Origin of the sequence: Microcella sp. (genome assembly GCF_019739195.1) — a bacterium.
Lineage (GTDB): Bacteria > Actinomycetota > Actinomycetes > Actinomycetales > Microbacteriaceae > Microcella.
The window spans coordinates 1,258,418-1,279,910 of the sequence record NZ_JAHHDS010000003.1 but is presented as its reverse complement, the minus strand read 5'-3'; the positions used below and the strand labels follow the sequence as shown (position 1 = coordinate 1,279,910).

Genomic DNA, 21,493 nt, shown 5'->3' with positions numbered 1-21,493 from the left:
TTGACCGTCTATCGAGACTTGTACGAGCGGCTGGCCGAATGGCGGCGGGAGATCTTGACGCGAATGGATCGACCATCCGAACTGCCGTTGTTGCCCCCAGTCACGCGCGTAAACCTCGCGCGAGAGTTCGGTGCGCGCACCTCGGTGTCGAGCTTTCTCGGCACACAGAACGTCGCAGAGGTTTCCTCGGTGTATGCGCGGCCTGAGCCGCACGAGACACAGTGGTTCGGAACGATTCCGTTCACCTACGAGAACCCCGAGCACCCCGTGCTGCGGTCGCTACGTGAGCGATACGACCTCGAAACAGTCGCGGGCGAGGGTAGCGATGTCGAGAAGGCACGACGGCTGCGCATTTGGCTGAAGTCGCTATGGCAACATGGCATCCCCGAGCGGATGCCCGAGTGGAACGCATCGCTCATCTTGCATCGGGCATCCACCGGCGTCGACCACTTCATTTGCATTCACTACTCGGTCTCGCTCGTGCAGTGCGCGCTGGCGCTCGGCATGCAGGCGCGCATGGTGAACCTTCACCGCGGCATCGCGGACTCGTACCGCATCGGCGATGAAGCCATCGCTGACCCGCCCGTCGACGAGCACGTCGTGGCCGAAGTGTGGTGCGAGGAGGCCGGCACGTGGGTGCTCATGGATGCCGACTTCGACTGCGATTACGAGATCGATGGTCGGCCGTGCTCCGCGTGGGACATTCACACCGCGTTCGCCACCGGGCGTCTCGACCAGCTCACGGTCAACCGTGGTCCTCGCTCTGCGGCCTTCGCGGCCACGGGTGAAGTGCGCACAGACGACGACTTCTTCTTCAGCACCGAGTTGCCGTCGTATTACGCCCACGTGTCGCTGCTCATGCGCAACGACTTCTTGACCGACCCGAGCGGACCGGTGCCGATTGCGCACCCTGTCGACGAGATTGCTACGCCGATATTGTGGCACCGAGGTTCAGACAACGCCCTCCAACCCCACCTCATGGGCCCAGTTGTCGTTGCGCAGCCCTTTACGAACGAGGCGCCTGTGCTCACAGACGGCAATTTGCGGACTGCATGGGCATCTGATGACTCTGGACGTGCACAGACCGCTTCGATACGTTTTCCGGGTCCTCGCGCCGTTGGTCAGATCGCGATCCACTGGGGCGAGCGAGGCGACTTCTATGAATCTAGCCAGGTGTTCCGAATCGAAGTGGAGTCGATTGACGGAGGCCGTGAAGTAGTTCTTCATGAAGCGGCAGGGCAAGAGAGGCCCTACACATTTGTGGAGTTCCCCGGCATGCTCGCCATCGGGATACACATCGTGCAGGCCGCAGGTGGCGGATCGCCTCGATACCCGAACAGGCTATGGCTTCGTCAGCTCGAAGTCTTCGGTCCAAACGCAGCCGTGTAAACGCAGTCCTGAAATCCCACGACTCCTTTGAGATGTCTGCCGATCTGTTCCTCGACGAGCGTGGAGAACAACCAGGCGTTGAGTCCGTAGGTGATGCACTGCCCTTCTGACCTAGCAACATGGTGAATCGGTGAATCGGTGAATCGGTGAATCGCGGGTCCGACGACGTCGTGGCCCTGATGGGTGACAAAGCGCGTCTTTACACGAGTCACACCAGCCCCTACCCTGAACGGCAGGCACTCGCGCCACACCGGCGTGCCGCCCCCGATGCCCGAAGGACCCCGTGACTATGACTCGCGACCTGTCTGATGTGCGGTTTCTCACCGTCGCCGAAGTGGCCGACATGATGCGCGTGTCGACCATGACGGTCTACCGCATGGTCCACGCGGGCGATCTGCCCGCCATCCGCTTCGGGCGCAGCTTTCGCATCCCTGAGTCGGCGGTCGCCGCGGCCATCGAGACGCCCATCGCCGACGTCGGCTAGACTCGCTCGGTACTAGACACGGTCCTGAACGGGCCGTTGCTCCCGTTCAGTCGACGATCAGAGGATTTTCTATGGGTTCAGTCATCAAGAAGCGTCGCAAGCGTATGGCGAAGAAGAAGCACCGCAAGCTGCTGCGCAAGACGCGTCACCAGCGTCGCAACAAGAAGTAGGGCATCCGCCCCGAAAGCGCTCGACCTCTCGGTCGGGCGCTTTTGTCATGCTGGGGATGCTCAGGGGCGGTCGCGCATGACCGGCCAGCCGCGCGCCGCTGCGTAGCGGGCCAGCGCGGCATCGGGGTTCACGACCTGCTGATGCCCGACGAGCTCGAGCAGGGGAATATCGTTGCGCGAGTCGCTGTACGCCCAGCAGTCTGAAAGCCTCACGCCCTTTTCGCCTGCGATGCGCCCGGCCGCGTCGGCTTTGTGCCCGGCGTGCATGACGGGGCCGAGCAGGGCCCCCGTGAACACGCCGTCGACGCTCTCGATCTGGGTGCCGATGGCTCCGGTGAGCCCGAGGCGTTCGGCGATCACCCGTGCGCACGCTTCGGGGGTGGCGGTGATGAGCCACACCTCGTGCCCCTGCGCGAGGTGCTCATGGGCACGCGCGACGACAGAGGGGTGCAGCAGCGAGTGCAGGTGTTTGTCGTAGGTCTCGACCGCGATGGCTTCGAGCTCGAGCACCGAGTGCCCGGCGACGAGTTCGAGTGCCCGATCGCGCACGGCCAGCTGGTGTCGGTAGTTCTCGCCGACCGACGTGAAGCGGGCCTGCTGCCAGGCGAATCGGGCCAGGTCGCGCCAGCCGAGATGCCCGCGCTGCCACGCGACGCGCCCCAGGTGGTACACGCTTGCGCCGCGCATGAGCGTGTTGTCGACGTCGAAGAACGCGATGACGGGCCGGTCGGCGCGCGCGAGCGCAGCGGAGCCGGCGCCATCGTCGGGGGTAGACATCCTGACAAGCATAGGCAGGTGTCTAGGGTGGTCGTGTGCCCCCGACGACCGTGACCCTGCTGAGCAAGCCGGGCTGCCATTTGTGCGACGACGCTCGCGAGATCGTGCATGCCGTGATCGCCGAGTTCGCGGACGCCGAGCTCGTCGAGAAGTCGATTCTCGACGACCCGCAGCTGCACGCCCGATACTGGGACGAGATTCCGGTCGTGCTCATCGATGACGACGTGCACACCATCTATCGGGTCGATGTCGACCGACTGCGAGCGGCGCTCGCCGAGAGGAGCCGCTGATGTGCGGTCGCTACGCCAACACCAAGAGCGGTGACGAGCTCGGTGCCTACTTCGAGGCCGACGAGGTCGACGATGTGGCCATGCCGCCGAGCTGGAACATCGCGCCGACGCAGCAGGTGCCGGTCGTCGTCGACCGAGTGCCGAAAGACGATCCCGACGGGATGCCCTCCCGCTTGGTCACCTCGGCGCGCTGGTCGCTCGTGCCGCGGTGGGCGACCGAGCTCACCTCGAAGTACCCCACGTTCAACGCGCGCAGTGAGACGGTCACCGAGAAGAGCACGTTTAAGAACGCCGTCGTCCGTTCGCGCGCGATCCTGCCCGCCGACGGCTACTACGAGTGGCACACAGTCGGTACGACCAAGACTCCGCACTACATCACCGACCCCGAAGCCGGTGAGCTCGCGTTCGCCGGGCTCTACTCGTGGTGGCGTGCTCCTGTTGCCGAGGGTGCCGAGCCGGGGCCGTGGGTACTCACGGCGACGATGCTGACGCGGGCGGCGCACGGACCCGCGGCCAGCATCCACGACCGGGCTCCGGTCATGCTGCCGCGCGAGGTGTGGGATGAATGGCTCGACCCGACGGTCGAGGGTGATCAGTCGCTTGTCGACATGATTGTGGCCGAGAGTGAGACGGTGCTCGAGCGGCTCGAGTTTCACCCGGTCGCGCCCCTGCGGGGCGACGGACCGCAGCTGATCGAGCCTGTCTAGCAGCTGCCCCAGAGGCCCAGGCGGGCATCCTGTGCCGCGCGCTCAGCGGCTTGCAGCTCGTTCCAGTAGCGGTCGTTCGGCTCGAACAGCACGGCGCGCGCGAAGCCTTGCGCGACGAGCTCGAGGTTGATCGAGGTGCCGTCGGTCGCGAAGAGGTAGAGCAGCTCGCGGTCGTACTGGTCGCGCGGGTCGCGGTCGTAGGTGTAGCCGAGCGTGCTGCCCGGTGGGGCGAACGCGGCGAGAGCGGCTTCGGCCTCGGGCCCGAAGCACTCGACCTCGGGGTAGACCTCGGGTGTGTCGATGCCGATCAGCCGCACGCGCAGCTCGCGGCCGTCGACTTCGAGCCTCAGCGTGTCGCCGTCGGTCACCGAGACGACGGTGCCCGTGCCGTCGGTCTGCGCGAGTGCCGGGGGAGTCGTGCTCTCGTTTTCGCCCTGCAGGCACCCGTCGACCCCGGCAACGAGGCCGATGATGAGCGCGGCCGCACTGAGTCGACGCGGCCACCGGTGCATGCTGTGAGGCTACCCGGCGACCCCTGACACCGCGCCTCGACCGGCCTACACTGGCGGCACGGCGAAGGAGCAGCCATGGCGACGAAGCAGTCAGACAGTATCGATCCACGATTCGACCCAGCCTTTCAGCGCGGCGGGTCGGGCTCGGCACCGGCACCGCGCGCCGACGTGCCGCTCGCCGCTCCGGTGCTCGACGACGGTGTCGCCGTCGCGGGCGCTCGCACGGTGCGTGACGGTCTTCCCTCCGCTCGCCGCGACCCCCTCGCCTTCGACGCCGTCAGTCCCGATGAGCGACACTTCGAGATCATCGTCGCCGGCAACCCGTGGTTGCGTGCCCTGTGGCTTGTCGGCGGGGTCACGACCCTACTCGGCTTCGTGCTCACCTTCTATGCCGAGTTCGCGTTCAGCGTGCCACCTGCATCGGGCATCTACGACCCGAGCGTGTACATCGTGCCGAGGGTGGCCGAGGCGATTGCGCTGCCGCTCGTGATCGCGGGCGTCGTCGCGCTCGTCGCGGCCACGACTCTGCGGCTCGTCGCCTGGCGGCCGAGCGGCGCCCGGGTCGTCGAGACCGATCAAGTCGGCAGCTAGCGCTGGCAGCTCGGGCAGAACCACGTGATGCGCTCGGTCAGCACGTCATCACCGAGAAGACCGCGACGGATGCGCGTGCCGCAGCGTCGGCACGGCTTGCCGTCGCGGTGCGCAACCCAGAGACGCTCGCCCCGCCGTGTGTTGCCCGTCGTGGTGCGCTCGTCGCGATCGCGGTTGGCGCGAATCAGACGCACACCAAGATCGAGGGCCGCCTCGACGTCGACGTCGCCGACCGGGGTCTCGGGCAGCACTCCGCGCAAGAAGAGCAGCTCGTTGCGGTAGTCGTTGCCGAAGCCGGCCACGTTGCGCTGGTCGAGCAATGCGAGCCCGATGGCCCGCGCTGGGTCTGCGGTGAGCCGGTTCAGCGCTTCATCGCGATCGAAGTCGGGGCCGAGAGGGTCAGGACCGAGGTAGCCGACGACCTCGTCCTCCGCGTCGCGTGCAACGAGATCGAGCTCGCCGAGCGCGAAGCCCACGACCTGCCACGGCGCACCCTCGGCCGCTGTCGTCTCGAGCACCATGCGGGCCTCGAACGCCGGGCGGCGCCAGCGCTCGCCGAGCCTCATCACGTGCCACGCGCCCTCCATCTTGAGGTGAGAGTGCACGGTGACGTCGCCGATGCGCATGAGCAGGTGCTTGCCGCGGGCGACGATCTCGTCGACGCGCTCGCCGCTGAGGTCGGCGGTCGCGAAGCGCGGCACGCGCACGTCGCTGCGCAGCACGGTCTGCCCCGCGAGCGCGGAGTGCAGTCGTGCGGCTGCGCGGTGAACGGTGTCGCCTTCAGGCACGTCAGCCCCCTCAGATTCTGATGCGCAGGCCCTGCGGGGTGGCGACGAACCCCGCGGCCTGCAGTGCCTCGGCGAGCGGCGTGCCGAACGCGCTCGCGCCGTTGACGCGCTCGACCCGCAGTGATCGCAACCGGGCGCGCACGACGGCGGCCAGCTCGGCGGCCGCGGGTTCGAGCACCGCAGGCTCATCGGTGAAGGTGAGCACGCTCTTACCGCCGCGCTCGAGGTAGAGAGCCAGGTGCCCGTCGACGAGAACCACGAGCGCACCCGCTTTGCGGCCGGGCCTGTGCGCTGTCGACCCCGCGGCCGCGTCGGGCAGGCTCGCGGGCCACGGCAGCGCGGCGCCGTAGGGGTTCGCGGGGTCGGTCGCGGCGAGCACGAGAGGTGCGAGGGCGGGGGCCGCATCCGCGTCGCGCGAGAAGGTGCGCACCCGGTCGACGGTGGCGGGCGTCGCGAACTGGGCCGCGCCGAGACCCTCGACGACGTAGCCGCGCCGCACCGAGCCCGCTTCTTCCATGCGGGCGAGCACTGAGTAGGCGAGCGCGAAGCCGCCGCGCAGCCCCTCGGCCTGCACGGCGCCCCGCGTCACGACGCCGTGCCGGTCGAGCATGCGGTCGACCGCGAACGCGGTGCGCCGTGTCGCGTCGGCCTCGCGGTCGGGCAGCAACGACCAGCGGCCCGCGGCGGTCGGCGGGCCCGCAGCGGCGACGGATGCTGGCCGCGCGTAGCCCCGATACCCGCGCGTGCGCGGCGCGGGCCTGCGGGTTGCCGAGCTCCCGCCGAGCGTCGCCCGCAGCGGAGCGAGCGTGTCGTTCGTGAGGTGCCCTGCCCACACCAGCTGCCATAGCTCGGCGACGACCGCGGCGTCGTCGCCCCCGCTCTCGCCGACTGCGGCGGCGAGTTGCCGGTAGAAGTAGCCTCCGCCGCCCGCGAGGGCGTCGAGCATGCGCTGCTGGCGGTCGGTGAGCTCGATGTCGTCGGGTTCGGGCAGGCTCAGGGGCGCCGCTCCGGCAAGGTGCAGACTCACCCAGCCGTCGCTGCCTGGCAAGCTGCCGCCGCCGGCCCAGACGACCTCGCCGCTCGCGCAGAGCTCGTCGAGCCACGCGGGTGAGTAGTCGTGCACGCGGCTCGGCAGCACGAGGGTCTCCCACGTGCTCGCGGGCAGCGCGGCCCCTTGCAGTTGCTCGATCGACTGCAGCACGCCATCGATGCCCTGTAGCGCCGGCCGTCGAGACGCGGTGCCGGGGCCGGCCGAACCCACATGCTGCCAGGTGGGCAGGAATCGACCGAGGGTTCCGTGACTGACGGGCTCGATCTCTTTGCGCAGTGCCGCGAGGCTGCGTGAGCGCAGGCGCCGTAGCACCTCGGCGTCGACCCACTCGGTGCCCGAGGCGCCTGGGCGAAACTCGCCTTCGATGATGCGCCGATCGGCGGCGAGCCTGCGCAGGGCATCCGTCGCCACCGCGATGCCGACGCCGTAGCGCGTCGCCGCGTCGCTCGCGGCGAAGGGCGTGTGCGTGCGGGCGTAGCGCGCCATGAGGTCGCCGATCGGGTCGGGCACGGGGTCGAGGAAGGCGCTCGGCACGCCGTGCGGAATCGGGGTGCCGAGCGCATCGCGCAGGCGTGCGGCGTCTTCGACGACGGCCCAGCGCGCATCGCCCGCGATGGTCGCGGCGAACACCCGATTGGTACGGGCGAGCTGCTCGAGCGCGGTGGTCACATCGACCTCGTCGAGCGTGCGGTCGTCGACCTCGGCGACCGAGAGCGGACCCAGGATGCGCAGCAGGTCGACGACGCCCTCGAGGTCGCGCGCGCGGCGATCGGGCGCGAGGCGCTGCATTTCGGCCTCGGTCTGCTCGATGACGGCGGGGTCGAGCACCTCGCGTAGCTCGGCGCGACCGAGAAGCTCGGCGAGCAGTGCGGGGTCGATGCTGAGCGCTGCGGCGCGGCGCTCGGCGAGCGGGCTGTCGCCCTCGTAGAGAAACGCCGCGACGTAGCCGAACAACAGGCTGCGTGCGAAGGGCGAGGGCAGGTCGGTCTCGACTTCGATGATGCGGATGCTGCGCTGGGCGATGCTCGCGGCGACCTCGATGAGCGACGGCAGGTCGTAGACGTCGCTCAGCACCTCGCGCACCGTCTCGAGAATGATCGGAAAGTCGGCAAACTCGCGCGCGACCTCGAGCAACTGGCTCGCGCGCTGGCGCTGCTGCCAGAGCGGACTGCGTCGCCCGGGGTCGCGGCGCGGCAGCAGCAGGGCGCGCGCCGCGCACTCGCGGAACCGCGAGGCGAAGACCGCCGACCCGCCGACCTCTGCCGTGACCAGGTCGTGCAGTTCATCGGCCTCGAAGAGGAACAGCTCGGCCCCGGGCGGCTGCGCCTCGGTGTCGGGCAGCCGCACGACGATGCCGTCATCGGCGGCGATCGCGGCGCCGTCGTAGCCGTGCCGCTCGCGGATGCGCGCCGAGATCGCGAGCGCCCAGGGCGCGTGCACGGCGAGGCCGTAGGGCGAGTGCAGCACGACGCGCCAGTCGCCGAGCTCGTCACGGAACCGCTCGATGATGAGCGTCTGCTCGCTGGGCACCTGCCCGGTGGCTGCGGCCTGCTCGGTCAAGAGCGCCTCGAGGTTCGCGACCGCGCGATCGTCGAGGCCAGCTGCGGCGAGGCGCTCGCGGCGGGCATCCGTCGATGCGGCCGCGAGTTCGCGCGTCGTGCGCCCGACCGCGCGGCCGAGCTCGGCGGGGCGACCGAGCCCGTCGCCCTTCCAGAACGGCACTTTGCCGGGCTGCCCGTAGGCGGGGGTCACGATCACTTGGTCGTGCGTGATCTCGTGAATGCGCCAGCTCGTCGTGCCGAGCGCGAAGACGTCGCCGACGCGAGACTCGTAGACCATCTCTTCGTCGAGCTCGCCGACGCGGCGGCCGACGCCCTCGCCCGCGATGAAGACGCCGAACAGGCCGCGATCAGGAATCGTGCCGCCGCTCGTCACCGCAAGTCGCTGTGCGCCCGGCCGACCGGTGAGTGTACCCGCGACGCGGTCCCACACGATGCGCGGCCGCAGTTCACTGAAACGGTCGCTCGGGTACCGGCCGCTCAGCAGATCGAGCACGGCGTCGAAAGCGCTGCGGGGCAGGGTCGAGAAGGGCGCGGCGCGGCGCACCTGGTCGAACCATTCTTCGACGTCGCAGGGCTCGAGGGCCACGTGCGCGACGGTCTGTTGCGCGAGCACGTCGAGCGGGTTCGAGAGCACGTGCAGCTCTTCGATGAGGCCCGCGGTCATGCGCTCGCTCGTGACCGTGGCGTGCAGCACGTCGAGTCGGTGCTTGGGCACGAGCACGCCGCGGCTGATCTCGCCGACCTGGTGCCCGGCGCGGCCGACGCGCTGCAGGCCGCTCGCGACGCTCGGCGGCGCCTCGACCTGTATGACGAGGTCGACGGCGCCCATGTCGATGCCGAGCTCGAGACTGCTCGTCGCCACGACGCAGCGCAGTCGGCCGGTCTTGAGAGCCTCTTCGATCTCGCCGCGCTGCTCTTTGCTGACCGAGCCGTGGTGGGCTCGGGCCAAGAGCGGTTCGGCGCCCCCCGTTGAGCCGGCTTGGGCCATCACAGTGGCAGGGACCCCGCGCTCGGGCAGGTCGAGGCCGAGGCGAAGGGAGTAGATCTCGTTGAGTCGCGCCGTCAACCGCTCGGCGAGCCGCCGCGAGTTCGCGAACACGATCGTCGAGCGGTGCTCGAGCACCCGGTCGACGATGCTCTCTTCGACGTGCGGCCAGATCGACGGCGCCTGCGGCGCACCCGAGGTCTCGGTCGGGTCGTCGCCGCCGATCACGGGCGGCTGCGTCATGTCGTCGACGGGCACGACGACGCTCAGGTCGAAGGTCTTCGCCGCCGGCGGCTGCACGATCGTCACGGGGCGACCGCCGCCCAGGTAGCGCGCAACCTCCTCCGGCGGTCGTACCGTGGCCGAGAGTCCGATCCGCTGAGCAGGGCGAGCCAGGCGGGCATCGAGCCGCTCGAGGGTGAGCGCCAGGTGCGCGCCGCGCTTCGTGCCGGCGACGGCGTGCACCTCGTCGATGATGACGGTCGTCACCCCCTCGAGCGTCTCGCGGGCGCTCGCCGTGAGCATGAGGTAGAGGCTCTCGGGAGTGGTGATGAGAATGTCGGGCGGCGACTTCTGCAGCGCGCGGCGGTCGGCGCTCGGGGTGTCTCCGCTGCGCACACCGACCGTGATGGTCGGGGCGGTGCCCCCGAGACGCAGCGCGGTCTGGGTGATGCCGATGAGCGGTGATCGCAGGTTGCGCTCGACGTCGACGCCGAGCGCCTTGAGCGGGCTGATGTAGAGCACGCGGGTGCGGTGACGGGCGTCGTCGGGCGGCGGCTCGGCCGCGAGCCGGTCAATCGACCACAAGAACGCGGCGAGAGTCTTGCCCGAGCCGGTCGGCGCGATGACGAGCGCGTCACCGCCGGTCGAGATGGCATTCCAGGCTCCGAGCTGCGCGGGTGTCGGGGCGGGGAACGCCCCCGAGAACCACTCGCGCGTGGCGGGCGCGAACCGCCCCAGCACGTCGTCGGCAGCCGGTTCGATCATCCGCCCATTCTGGCCCTGCCCGCTGACAGCCCGCCCGCGGTCAGGCGTATTGAGCGCGCATGAACGTCAGCACGTCCGCGAGCTCGGGCTCACTCACCGAGTGCCCGACACCCTCGTAAATGCGCTCGGTGAGGGTGACGTGGTGGGGCAGCCACCGCTGGGTCGCCTCGACGAACGAGTCGGGAATCACCGTGTCGTGCGTGCCCCGCCCCCAGAACACCGGCGGTGCGAGCTCGGCCAGCCGTGCGTCGGCCGGCGCTTCGCCGGGCACGACGAAACCCGCGAGCGAGACGGCGAACGCGAAGCGCTCGGGCGCGTGCCGCATGAGGTGGATGCTCATCGCCCCGCCCTGCGAAAACCCCAGCAATCCGACAGAGGTCGCGCGCACCCCGTCGAGCCAGTGCAGAAGGCCGCGCGCGGCGGCGTCGGCGCCCTCGGATCTGCTCTCGTTCGTCGCGCCGTTCAACTCATACCAGGCGTAGCCAGGGCCCGCGCGAAGGGGCGCGCGCACCGAGGCGATGACGGGCTGCAGGGGCAGGTGCGGCGCGAGCCCGAACAGATCGCCCTCGTGCGAGCCGTAGCCGTGCAGCAGCACGAGCAGCGGGCGATCGGCGCGTTCGGCTTCGGCAGCCGACCACAGCACAGCGCTCTCATCGATCAACTGCATGAAGCTCATGGCTCCATCGTGTCAGGTGCGCCCGCGAGGCCGCCGAACGGGTCAGAATGGGGCATGGCCTCTGTGCGCACTCCTGACCCGAACCCGGGCTGGCTTTCTGACGACGAGCTCGAGCAGATTCGGCAGCGACTGCCCCTCGTCTACGTCGAAGCGATTCCGGTGCGCGTCGACGGCATGGGCTCGGTGACCGAGGTGGGGGTTCTGCTGCGCGTCAACGACGCGGGTAGCATCACGCGCACCCTCGTGAGCGGCCGGGTGATGTACGGCGAGACGCTGCGCGACGCGCTCTTTCGCCACCTCGAGAAAGACCTCGGGCCCATGGCCTTCCCGCAGCTTCCGGCCTCGCCCACGCCTTTCTCCGTGGCCGAGTACTTCCCGTTCCCGAGCCCGACGCGGTTCAGCGACGATCGGCAGCACGCGGTCGCCCTCGCCTACGTGGTGCCCGTCACGGGCACCTGCGAGCCGCGGCAGGATGCGCTCGAGCTCACCTGGATGACGCCCGACGAAGCGGCATCGCAGCGCGTGGCAGATGAGCTCGAGGGCGGCCGGGGCGCACTCTTGCGCGCGGGCCTCGCGTCGGTCGGTGTGCTGCCCTAGCGGGCACCTCTGTGCCCCAAAAGTGAAGGTTCGTACCCCCCGAAGTGGGACACGAATGCCCCCCTGCCGGGGTACGCGCGCGTCGAATCCTGCGAGATAGGTTGAACGTGGTTCGCTTAGTGGCGAGCCGTCTTCACGTCTTCGGAACAGTGCCCCCGTCACGCGTCTCCGGAGTCACCCGGGGGGGAAACGCACACCATGACTACGTCTTCATCACGCCGCACGCGCCGACTGCTGCCGGGTATCGCGGCACTCGCGCTCGTCACGCTCTTCACGCCCTTCATTGCGTTCCAGCCCGCCGTGGCTGCCGAAGGCGACCCTGACGAGCCCGTACTCATCCAGTTCGAAAAAGACGCAATTCCCGCTGCACCGACAGCAGTCGCCGCCGGCGGAACCATCACGTACCAGTTCACGATCAACTGCTCGTCGCTCGAAACCGACTGCCTCGATCTGACCCTCGCCGACACGATTCCCGCTCCGCTCGTGTTGCAGTCGGTCACCATGGCGACGCAAAACCCGCCGATCGACATCCAGATCTCGGGCAACGACTTCACCGTCGAGGTCATCGACGAGTTGGGGGGCGGCTTCACCGGCATGCAGGCCGGTACGGGCATCCAGCTCAATGCCACCGCGACCGTTCCTGCCGACCTCTCGGCCGATTTCGACGGCGAGCTGCTCGACAACACCGCACAGGTGACAGTGACGAACCGAGCCGATCTCACGCTCGACCCGCCGCGGCCGAACCTCGTCGAATCGAGCGCGCAGGTGCTGCTCACGGTGCCGCGCGTGCTCGGCTCTGACACCACCAAGACCGTGACGCCCGAATCGAGCCCTGCGGCCCTCGGCCGCGCGGCCGAGTTCGCGCTGGGCGCGACCAATACGAGCAACGGCTCGGTCGACGAGCTGGTCATTCAAGAGCCCGCCGACACCTCGTCGACGATTCTTGACTACATCGAAATCACGGGTCTGAGCGATCTTGATCTGCCCGCCGGCGCCGACCGCGTGCGCATCGACTGGTTTGACGGCACCGACTGGAACACCGGCACGGCGGCCGCGACGGCCGCGCTACCGGTCGGCGTCGACACCGCCGACATCCGCGGAATCCGCATCGCCTTCTCGTCGAGCACGGGCCGCGTCGACCGCGGCGCAGTGGGTGGCATCACGATCGAGGGCGAGCTGACGTCGACGGCCGCCGCACTCGTATCGACCCTGACCCTCACCAACACCGCGAGCTCGTGGGTGCGCTTCGACGCGACGACAACGACGCCTGAGCCCGCCGCCGACACCATCCGTCTCGACCCCTCGAGCGTTTCGCCTATCGCGACGAAGCTCTTCGAGAACCCCTACGTCGTCGGCGGCGCGCTCGAGCGCGCCACCATCGGCGGCCAGAACGGCGGCGACTTCGCGCTCAAAGAGCTCACGCTGACCGAACCGGCGCCCGGCACGACCTCCCTCGCCGACCAGGGCCTGAGCTTCGACAGCTGGATCACTGCTGACATCGAGTGGCCCGTGAGCGCGACGAGCGCCGAGGTGAGCTACTGGTACGAGGGCGACGCAGACTTCAGCGCGCCGATCGTCACCACGACCGTCGACACCCTTCCGGCACCCACGGATGCTGCGCTCGTGCAGAGCATCCGCGTCAGGTTCCTCAGCACCGCACCCGGGGGCATGACGCCCGGTCAGTACGCTTCGTTGCCGTTCCTCGTGCTCACCGACCCGGTCGTGAGCGATGTCACCACCACGAACCAGGTGCGCGTCGATGTCGTCGCACTCGACGACCAGACGGCATCGGCCGTCGCCTCCGACGACCTCACGCGCCGCACTTCGCGCGTGAACACGCTCGTCGAGAAGAGCATTACGCCCGACACGATCTACGGCATTGCCGGCGCGACGACTCTCATCTCGCTGCCGAGCAGCATCACGCCCTTGCCGGCCACGGCGGTCGACCCCACCTCATCGACCGTGGGCTCGGTCTCGCTCGTCATCACCGACCCGGTCGACACGGGCACCGACGACTTCTACAACTACTTCGACCTCACCGACATCGTCGCAACGGCCGTGCCCGCCAACACGACCCTCACGGTCGAGTACTTCGACGGTGCCACCTGGAACGCGCTGCCCGGTGCCGCCGGGCTCGTCGGCCCGACCTTCCTGACCACTGTCGTCGATCCGGCGCTGCGCCCTGACATCGAGGGTGTGCGCTTCACGTACCAGCACGCCAACTACGACACGGTCGGCACTCTGCTCAACCCGGGTTTCAGCGTGCAGCCGAACCTGCGGTTCGCTCTGCGCGACGAGTTGCGTGACGGCACCGGCGAGGCCGCGTCACCGACGCGCGTCGACACGATCGAGATTGACAACACCGTGCAGTCGCGGGTCTCGAACCCCGTCGCGACGCCCTCTGAGGCCACCGACGAGGCAGACGCGCCGATCGAGTTGTTGCCGACCGATGACGGCAGCGGCACGGGCACGGGCAACATCTCGGCGATTGCCAAGAACTGGCAGCCGGTCGCGAGCACGGGCTTTGAGGCCGTGAACGCGCGCAGCGCCGACCAGGCGACGGCGCGCATCACATGGGGTACCGCTGGCACCTTCTTCGACTCGGTCGTGCTCTCTGACACCGCGAGCGACCCGGCGACGACGCCGGTCGCCGACACCGTTTTCGAAGCCTTCGATCTGGTGCGCATCCCCGCGATCACGAGCGGCATGGATGCTCTGCTGACCTTCGACCGCGTCGTCGCCGTCGAGCTCTACGTGCCTGGTTCGGGCTGGGTCGGGGCAGCGGGCGACCCTTGCCCCGCGGCCTGCGACGGAACCTTCCCCGGCTACACCCTCAGCGACGCCGAGAGCGCGGCCGCGACCGGCGTGCGCCTGATCGTCGAGGAGAGCCCGACCCGATCGTCGCGCGTGGGAACCAATCCCGCAGCGCCGCCAGTCGGCTCGGGCGTCGCCCCCTCAATGGGTCTCGACCGCCGCTTCGACCTCGTCTTCGAGGTGCGCGACGTGCGTCGCTCCGACACCGACGTCGCGGTGCTGGGCTCGACCCGCGAGGCGCTCTACAACACGGGCGCTTTCGGTGTTGTCGACAACACCGTGCGTTTCGACGGGCGTGACACCGACGCGAACGTGCTGCTCACGCGCACCGCAGGCGACACGATTCTGATCTTCGACCAGCCGCTGACGATCGAGGTCACGAAGAGCTGGGTCGACGGCCCGCTCGGCACCCCGCCCGACGGTACGCCGCAGGCTCTCTACCCGCGCGCTCGCATGACGATCGACGCCGAGAACACCTCAGTCTCGCGAGTCGACGAGCTCTCGATACTCGACCCCGTCGCCGGCACCGACCCCTTCGAGTCGGTCAACCTCTACGACATCGTGTCGCTCACCGTGCCGAGCGGCGCCACCGACACGGTCGTGGTGCTTGAGCGCGAGTCGGGAGCGTTCGACTCGTACACCCGCACTGCCGCGCTCGCGCTCACCTCGACGCAGCTCGCCGACGTCGTCGGCATCGAGGTCGTGCACACGGGCCGCATCGCGGTCGAGGGCACGACCCGCCTCGTCGTCGACACTCAGTTGCGAGAAGATCTGCGCAGCACGCCCGGCACACGCGTCGACGGCGTCAACAGCGATGTTGTCGCAAACACCGTGCGCGCCACCATCACCGACCCGGGCGGACTCTCCGAGCCGCCCGTCGGTGAGACGGTCAACACTCTCACCGCTCAGGCCAGCGCGCAGGTGCGTGTCGAAGACCTGTCGTACGGTGTGACGGCCACCAAGGGCATCCAGGCCGACACGACGGCGACGCCGACCGTTCCCGCCACTCAGTTCGACGGTAACTCGCGCGTCGCGACGATCACGCTGACGGGTCAGCCCTCAGGCAACGTGCGGTCGACCGACATGGTCTTCGAAGACCTCTCGCCCTCGTTCTGGAATGCCTACAACTTCAACGGCTTCGGTTCGCATTCGTTCGCGAGCCCGCTCAACCGCGTCAAGGTCGACGTGCTCGTCGGAGTCGACTACGTGCTCGGCGGGCCCGACGGCATCTCCGTCGAGTGCAACGGCTCGGCCGTGCTCGACGCGTGCTGGGTCGAGGGCGCGTTCGGCTCGACTCTCGCTCTGCCGACGCTGCCGCCCGGCGCGACCACCGCCGACATCCGCGGCATCCGCTTCCACTACACCCGGTCTGACGGTGCCGCGTGGGAGCGCCCGTACAACCCTCTTCAGACGGTGCGCTTCACGGTGACGCGCCGCGACCTGCTCGTCGAGCCGAGCACCGAACCGGTTCCGTCGACGCTCTACATCTACACGGCCCCCGCACCGGGCGAGTCGCAGATCGGCGTCTTCACGAACGACGTCACGGTGACCTCGTGGGCCGATAACAGCCCGGATGCTCCGCTCTGGCAGGCGACTGACGACGACACCCGGCAGATTCTCTTCCAGCACCGCCCGGCCGAGGTGCGCGTCGTCAAGACGCCGTTCGGGCCGCTGACGCTCGGCGCACCAATCCCCTACGAGATCGAGGTGCGTAACCTCGGCACGGGTCAAGACAAAGACCTGGCCGAGCTGCAGATCGTCGATCTGATTCCCGTCGACGCCACCGGGCCGATGCTCGTGCTCGGCACCGACCCCGAGACGAACACGACGTTCGACCCCGAAGACCTCATCACCCTCACGGTGGTCAACGCATCGGGCCAGCCGGTGACCGCGCCGTCGTTCACGGCTGCGCTGGGGGCGAGCGGCCCGGGTGGCCAGCCCCTCACGATCACACCTGACCCAGCATTCGTGCTGCAGAAGGGATGGACCCTGACGATCGACGCACCACTGCTGTTCCGCCAGTTCCTCGAGGCGGGCTCGGTCGACTCGGGCTTCGTGCTCAACAGCGCCATCGTGACGAGCGACCAAGAGTTCGACCGTTGCGAGTACTCGACCAACGGCGTGCTCGAGCTCGACCCGCAATTGCAGGTCGAGAGCTGCACGGCGACGACCAAGGTGTGGGCTCTCCCGAGCGCTCCCATGAACATCGTCAAGGGCGTCAAGGGTGTCGAGGCCGGTCCGCTCGACGAGGCTGGCCTGCCCGTGATCAATCCCGACACCGGTGAGCCGTTCGACGACCTCGGCATCATCCGCACGGTCAACAACGGTGTCGACTGCAGCGACCCGACTCTCGCCGTCAACGGCGAGGAGTACTACCGGTACCCCTGTGTGCCGATCACGCGCCCGGGTGGCACCGAGGAATGGGTCGGCAACTTCTTCAACGCCGGTAACGTGCGCGTGTTCGAGATCGTGTCGATCGACGTTCTCCCGCGTGAGAACGACCGCGGCGTCATCATCAACGATGCCCGCAGCTCGCGTTGGGCGCCGACTCTGACCGAGCGCCCGCGCCTGGTCGGCTGGCCCGACGAAGCCCTGACGGTCTACTACACCGACCGCCTGAACCTGGCTACGCCCGCCTGCAACGGCGCCGACATCCAGTTCGAGCTCGGCATGACGCCGAGCTCTGACCCGCCCATGGTCGAGCAGTACTGGCCGTGCATCACCAGTGGCTCGCCCGGCGGGCTGCCTGATCGCTCGAACGCGACGACCGGCTGGCAGGTCATGCCCGCCGTGCCCGACGCCGCGCTGCTCGAGAGCGTCATCGCGCTCAAGTTCGTCATCGACCTGACGGTCGGCGTCGACGTCGCCGACCAGGGTCTCGTGCCCGGTGACGACGTGTCGATCGTCTACCGCTCCGAGACGGCGCGCGAGCCCGTGCTGCGCGAGACGAACGCCAACCTTGCCCGCGACTCGATCGCGTACAACTCGATCGCAGGGGCCGCGCGCGGCCGCGACGGCGACAACGACCTGCCCTACCGGTTCGTCACTGAGCCCCGCAAGGTCGGAGTGGCGCTCGCCACCGGTGCGATCGATCTCGCCAAGATCGTCGACGGCGGCGCTGCCGCCTTCGCTCCGGGTGACTTCGACATCGAGGTTGCCTGCTCCGTCGACGGAGTGCCCATCTCGCTGCTCGACAGCACCGGTGCGAACCGTTCGCCGTTCACCATCACCGGCAATGCCGCGTCGACGCGCATCCTCGGTATTCCGTTGTATGCCGAGTGCGACATCAGCGAGGTCGGCACGACGGGTGCCACGACGACGACGGCGCTGCCCGACACGGTCACGGTGCGGTCACTCGACTACAGCCCGTCGACCGTGTTCAACCCTCGCCCCGCCTTCGCCGAGCGCGACCCCATCGAGTTGAGCGAGGTGACCAACACCTACGAGCTCGCCAGCCTGACCGTGTCGAAGTCTGTGAACATGAACGGTGCGCTCAACGCTGCGGGGCTGCCGGTCATGCAGACCGACTTCCGGTTCAGCATCGCGTGCACCTTCGATCGCGGCAACGGAGCCCAGGCGATCACTGTGGCCCCGTCGACCTTTGTGCTCAACGACGGCCAGTCGCGCACCTTCACTGGGCTTCCCGCCGGTGCCGTATGCACCGTGATCGAGACGCAGGCCAGGGGCGCCACGGTGACCAAGACCATCACCACCGGCGGGTCGTCATCGCAACCGAACGCGACAACGGCAGTCGTCACCCTCTCGCCCGACACCGAGCTCGGTGCTTCCACCAACGCGGTCGCCTACACGAACAGCATTCCGGTCGGTTCACTGACCGTGAACAAGGTGCTCACCGGAGCCGGCGCGGCGCAGTACGGTACCGGCACCTTCACTGTGCTCGTGAACTGCACCCGCACTGCCGCGACGACCGTGCTGCCGCCCGGGGCGGTCTCGCCCTCGGTCTGGTACGGATCGTTCACGTTGAGCGTCGCCAGCGGTCTCAGCCGCACGATCAACAACATCCCTGTGGGCTCCAACTGCACGGTGACCGAAACCGGCAGTGCAGGAGCAACAGAGGTGATCACACAGGGCGGCGTCAACGTCACCGCCTCGCCGACGCAATCGCGCTCGGTCACCAACCGCTTCGCCTTGGCGTCGATCACCGTCGGCAAGACCGTGCTCACCGACGCGGTCGACGCTGAAGGGCAGCCGGTCTACCCCGTAGACCCGTTCTCGTTCGAGGTGGACTGCACCTTCCAGGGTGCGACGGTGCTCGCCGCCGGGTTCAGCGCCTCACCGATGGAATTCGAGCTGCGGCACGACGAGACTCGCACCCTCACGGGTCTTCCCGCAGGTGCCTCCTGCACGGTCACCGAGACGGAGGATCACGAGGCCGATTCGACGTCGATCTCTCGCACGGTCGGCGCGACGTCGACCTCGATCGACGGCACGATCACGACGATCGACTCTCTCGCCGAAGACGGACCCAGCGCGGCCGCGCGCAACAGTGCGCAGTTCACCAATCGCTACGGCGTCACGAGCTTCACGATCTCGAAAGACGTCATCGGAGGCGGTGGCACGCAGTTCGCTCCCGCGACCTTCACCGCCAACGTGGTCTGCACCGAGCCGACCGTCGGCACCTCGTTCGACGGTGACGTCATTGTGCCGGCGAATGGTTTCGTGACGATCGAGAACCTCGTCGACGGCTCAACCTGCACGGTGTTCGAAGTCGATGTGCCCGCAACGGGCGCCGACGCGCACCGCATCGTCGACTCTGAGGGCGAGTTGATCACAGGAGAAGACATCGTGGTCACCACCGCGGCGCCCGGCTCGGTCACTCTCGAGAATTACTACCTCACGGGCGAGCTCGAGGTCACCAAGACCGTGCTCGGCGCGGGCGCGACCTACGGCGACGGACCCTTCGAGGTCACACTGGTCTGCGAGCGCGACGGCATCGCGGTCGACATCGCGGGCGGCGCGACCCGCGAGCTGCTCGCCGACGGCACAGCGAGCTACACGCTGCTGCCCTCGGGAGCCGAGTGCACTCTCACCGAGACTGACCCGGCAGGGGCGACGTCGAGTCGCATCCTCGATGAGAACGGTGCCGAGCTCACCGCCGATGTGGCGACGGGCGTCACCTTCACGGTGACGGTCGACGAGACGCAGCTGGTCGACGACCAGCCTCAGCCCGCCCTCGAGGTCGAGAACACCTTCGAGCTGGCCGGTCTTTCGGTCACCAAGTCTGTCTCGAGCGAAGCGGTCGACGCCGACGGTGCGGCGATCGACTACGGTCCCTTCCCGGTCTCGGTCGCCTGCACGTTCGAAGGCGACGCCGTCTTCGGTACCGGCTACAACGTCGACTCCCCGATGCAGCGCGATCTCGCCGATGGCGAGACCTGGTCGCTCGCCGGGCTGCCCGACGGCGCCGACTGCACCATCACCGAGACAGACACGATGGATGCGGCTGACACGCGAGTCGTCACCGCCGTCAATGGCGGCAGTTCAACGACGTTCCTCGGCGACTCCGCCATCGTGACGCTCGGTACGGTGACGACGGCAGAGATCGAGAACGACTACACGGTCGGCTCGATCGAGCTCGCCAAGTCGGTCGTCGGGGAGGGTGCCTCCGAATGGGCGGATGCTCCCTTCGAGATTGACGTGACGTGCGTGCTCGACGACAGCACCGGCGAGCGCACCGTCTTCAGCGACTCGTTCACGTTCGTGCAGGGTGATGACCCGGTGACGATCGAGAACCTCGCGACGGGCGCGCTGTGCACGATTACCGAGACCGCGTTCGGCGGAGCATCGTCGACGACGGTGACCATTGACGGCAGCAGCGTCGACGGCCTGAGCGCCGATGTCGTGGTGGCCGACGAACTGATCGAAGCCACCGTGACGAACACCTTCGCCCTCGGCGAGGTGCAGGTCGAAAAGCTGCGCGACGGTGACGGCGCTGCCACGTGGGGTGCCGGCCCGTTCGAGGTCGAGCTCACCTGCGTGCGCGACGTCGACGGCGTCGAGCAGTCGGTTGAGGTGCCTGGCGGTGCACTGCGCGAACTCACGTCGGAGGGCTTCTACCGGGCGACCTACACCGACCTGCCTCTCGATGCGGTGTGCTCGCTCGTCGAGACCCGCACGGCAGGAGCGACGAGCACGAGCGTCGACGTCGACGAGGTGACGGTGTCGGCTGAGCCGGTGGACTTCACCGTGACGAACACGTTCGACGTGGGCGCCGTCGAGGTCGAGAAGACCTTTGCGGGCGATGGCACTGGCATCTTCGTCGAGGGTCCGTTCGAGGCGACGCTCGCGTGCACGCTCGAGATCGACGGCGTGGTGACCGAGCTCGAGATTCCCGGCGGAGCCACTCGAGAGCTCACCGAGCTCAACGGCTACCGCAACGGCTGGGATCAGATTCCGGCGGGCGCCGAGTGCGCCGTCACCGAGTCGCGCACGGGCGGCGCGACGCGCAGCGACACCACCGACGGTGAGTTCTCGGTCGCGGCTGGAGAGACCCACACGGTCCGCATCGAGAACACGTTCTTGCTTGCGGCGTTCTCGATCACAAAAGACGTGACCGGGCCTTTCGCAAACGAGGCGCGCGACGCGGTGTTCCTCATCGAGACCTCCTGCATGTGGGATCGCGACGGAGTGCTTGTTCCGCTGCTGCCGAGCGGTTGGCCGATCGTCAACGACGACCTGGGCGGCACCGACGAGGTCGACGCGGAAGACGATCGCGATGTCGCGCCACCGACGACGGTGACCTCCGAAATTCGCGACGGCACGACGGTCATGTTCGAAAACCTTCCGGCGAACTCCGTGTGCTCGATCACGGAGGTCGACAGCGGCGGGGCGTCGGGGCAGTTGGTCTGGCTCGGCGGCGTGCTGCAGCTCGGCGACCTGACGCTCGCCGACGGCCTCAATGACTCGACCTTGTCGAACGTGTTCATGATCACGCTCGCCGAGACCGGCGTGGTCGTCGAGATCATGCTGTGGCTCTGGGTGATCGCGGCACTGCTCTTCGGCGGCCTGGTCATGATGACCATTGCTCGCCGACGGGCCGCAGCTCACTAGGCCCTCTGACGCTCGGCGCGAAGGCGCAGAGACGGCCGGGCC

Annotated in this window: 13 protein-coding genes; 8 read left to right on the top strand and 5 right to left on the bottom strand. The window is 68.4% G+C overall.

The window, feature by feature from the left end; genetic code table 11:
• The first annotated feature begins 63 nt into the window (after nucleotides 1–63).
• The 3 genes from KL788_RS07980 to KL788_RS07970 all read left to right on the top strand — a co-directional run bounded on the left by KL788_RS07980 (nucleotide 64) and on the right by KL788_RS07970 (nucleotide 2,043).
• Nucleotides 64–1,389, top strand: coding sequence for a transglutaminase-like domain-containing protein (locus KL788_RS07980; RefSeq protein WP_293170165.1), 1,326 nt, complete (start codon nucleotides 64–66; stop codon nucleotides 1,387–1,389).
• A 289-nt stretch (nucleotides 1,390–1,678) separates the two neighbouring features.
• Nucleotides 1,679–1,873, top strand: a complete 195-nt coding sequence (locus KL788_RS07975) for a helix-turn-helix domain-containing protein (protein WP_293170163.1) — start codon at nucleotides 1,679–1,681, stop codon at nucleotides 1,871–1,873.
• A 71-nt stretch (nucleotides 1,874–1,944) separates the two neighbouring features.
• Entirely contained in the window at nucleotides 1,945–2,043 is a 99-nt protein-coding gene (locus KL788_RS07970; protein WP_003792170.1) for a 30S ribosomal protein bS22, read from the top strand.
• A gap of 60 nt (nucleotides 2,044–2,103) precedes the next feature.
• Here KL788_RS07970 and KL788_RS07965 read toward each other — a convergent pair whose 3' ends face one another.
• Complete coding sequence (locus KL788_RS07965) at nucleotides 2,104–2,820, bottom strand: HAD family hydrolase (protein ID WP_293170161.1); 717 nt, start codon at nucleotides 2,818–2,820, stop codon at nucleotides 2,104–2,106.
• Between the two features lie 35 nt (nucleotides 2,821–2,855).
• On the opposite strand from KL788_RS07965, the gene KL788_RS07960 reads away from it, so the two are divergent.
• Nucleotides 2,856–3,110, top strand: coding sequence for a glutaredoxin family protein (locus KL788_RS07960; protein WP_293170159.1), 255 nt, complete (start codon nucleotides 2,856–2,858; stop codon nucleotides 3,108–3,110).
• Nucleotides 3,110–3,817 (top strand): SOS response-associated peptidase, encoded by a 708-nt coding sequence (locus tag KL788_RS07955; protein WP_293170157.1) that lies wholly within the window; start codon nucleotides 3,110–3,112, stop codon nucleotides 3,815–3,817. Before KL788_RS07960 ends, KL788_RS07955 begins: the two co-directional genes overlap by 1 nt.
• Here the strand turns inward: KL788_RS07955 and KL788_RS07950 are convergent.
• Nucleotides 3,814–4,329: a thermonuclease family protein gene (locus KL788_RS07950; protein WP_293170155.1), complete on the bottom strand. Its 516-nt coding sequence runs from the start codon at nucleotides 4,327–4,329 to the stop codon at nucleotides 3,814–3,816. The genes KL788_RS07955 and KL788_RS07950 overlap by 4 nt on opposite strands.
• Before the next feature lie 75 nt (nucleotides 4,330–4,404).
• Here KL788_RS07950 and KL788_RS07945 point away from each other — a divergent pair, with 75 nt between their 5' ends.
• Nucleotides 4,405–4,920 carry a hypothetical protein gene (locus KL788_RS07945; RefSeq protein ID WP_293170153.1) on the top strand — a complete coding sequence of 172 codons (516 nt, stop codon included), beginning with the start codon at nucleotides 4,405–4,407 and terminating at the stop codon, nucleotides 4,918–4,920.
• Here the strand turns inward: KL788_RS07945 and KL788_RS07940 are convergent.
• The 3 genes from KL788_RS07940 to KL788_RS07930 are packed head-to-tail and all read right to left on the bottom strand — an operon-like array spanning nucleotide 4,917 to nucleotide 10,969.
• Entirely contained in the window at nucleotides 4,917–5,708 is a 792-nt protein-coding gene (locus tag KL788_RS07940; protein WP_293170151.1) for a DNA-formamidopyrimidine glycosylase family protein, read from the bottom strand. The two genes, KL788_RS07945 and KL788_RS07940, sit on opposite strands and share 4 nt — an antisense overlap.
• 10 nt (nucleotides 5,709–5,718) lie before the next feature.
• Nucleotides 5,719–10,293, bottom strand: a complete 4,575-nt coding sequence (locus tag KL788_RS07935) for an ATP-dependent helicase (protein ID WP_293170149.1) — start codon at nucleotides 10,291–10,293, stop codon at nucleotides 5,719–5,721.
• Between the two features lie 40 nt (nucleotides 10,294–10,333).
• A complete protein-coding gene (locus KL788_RS07930; protein ID WP_293170147.1) occupies nucleotides 10,334–10,969 on the bottom strand; it encodes an alpha/beta hydrolase in 636 nt (211 codons plus the stop codon).
• A gap of 54 nt (nucleotides 10,970–11,023) precedes the next feature.
• On the opposite strand from KL788_RS07930, the gene KL788_RS07925 reads away from it, so the two are divergent.
• Both KL788_RS07925 and KL788_RS07920 read left to right on the top strand, forming a co-directional pair.
• Nucleotides 11,024–11,566 carry an NUDIX hydrolase family protein gene (locus KL788_RS07925; protein WP_293170145.1) on the top strand — a complete coding sequence of 181 codons (543 nt, stop codon included), beginning with the start codon at nucleotides 11,024–11,026 and terminating at the stop codon, nucleotides 11,564–11,566.
• A 198-nt stretch (nucleotides 11,567–11,764) separates the two neighbouring features.
• Entirely contained in the window at nucleotides 11,765–21,451 is a 9,687-nt protein-coding gene (locus tag KL788_RS07920) for a DUF5979 domain-containing protein (protein ID WP_293170143.1), read from the top strand.
• Nucleotides 21,452–21,493 lie beyond the last annotated feature (42 nt).

Excerpts from the sequence above, each read along its gene's own strand:
- KL788_RS07950 (WP_293170155.1), bottom strand. The coding sequence starts at position 4,329 with ATGCACCGGTGGCCGCGTCGACTCAGTGCGGCCGCGCTCATCATCGGC.
- KL788_RS07930 (WP_293170147.1), bottom strand. The coding sequence starts at position 10,969 with ATGAGCTTCATGCAGTTGATCGATGAGAGCGCTGTGCTGTGGTCGGCT.
- KL788_RS07920 (WP_293170143.1), top strand. The coding sequence starts at position 11,765 with ATGACTACGTCTTCATCACGCCGCACGCGCCGACTGCTGCCGGGTATC.
- KL788_RS07935 (WP_293170149.1), bottom strand. The coding sequence starts at position 10,293 with ATGATCGAACCGGCTGCCGACGACGTGCTGGGGCGGTTCGCGCCCGCC.
- KL788_RS07965 (WP_293170161.1), bottom strand. The coding sequence starts at position 2,820 with ATGTCTACCCCCGACGATGGCGCCGGCTCCGCTGCGCTCGCGCGCGCC.
- KL788_RS07945 (WP_293170153.1), top strand. The coding sequence starts at position 4,405 with ATGGCGACGAAGCAGTCAGACAGTATCGATCCACGATTCGACCCAGCC.
- KL788_RS07955 (WP_293170157.1), top strand. The coding sequence starts at position 3,110 with ATGTGCGGTCGCTACGCCAACACCAAGAGCGGTGACGAGCTCGGTGCC.
- KL788_RS07925 (WP_293170145.1), top strand. The coding sequence starts at position 11,024 with ATGGCCTCTGTGCGCACTCCTGACCCGAACCCGGGCTGGCTTTCTGAC.
- KL788_RS07980 (WP_293170165.1), top strand. The coding sequence starts at position 64 with ATGGATCGACCATCCGAACTGCCGTTGTTGCCCCCAGTCACGCGCGTA.
- KL788_RS07975 (WP_293170163.1), top strand. The coding sequence starts at position 1,679 with ATGACTCGCGACCTGTCTGATGTGCGGTTTCTCACCGTCGCCGAAGTG.
- KL788_RS07970 (WP_003792170.1), top strand. The coding sequence starts at position 1,945 with ATGGGTTCAGTCATCAAGAAGCGTCGCAAGCGTATGGCGAAGAAGAAG.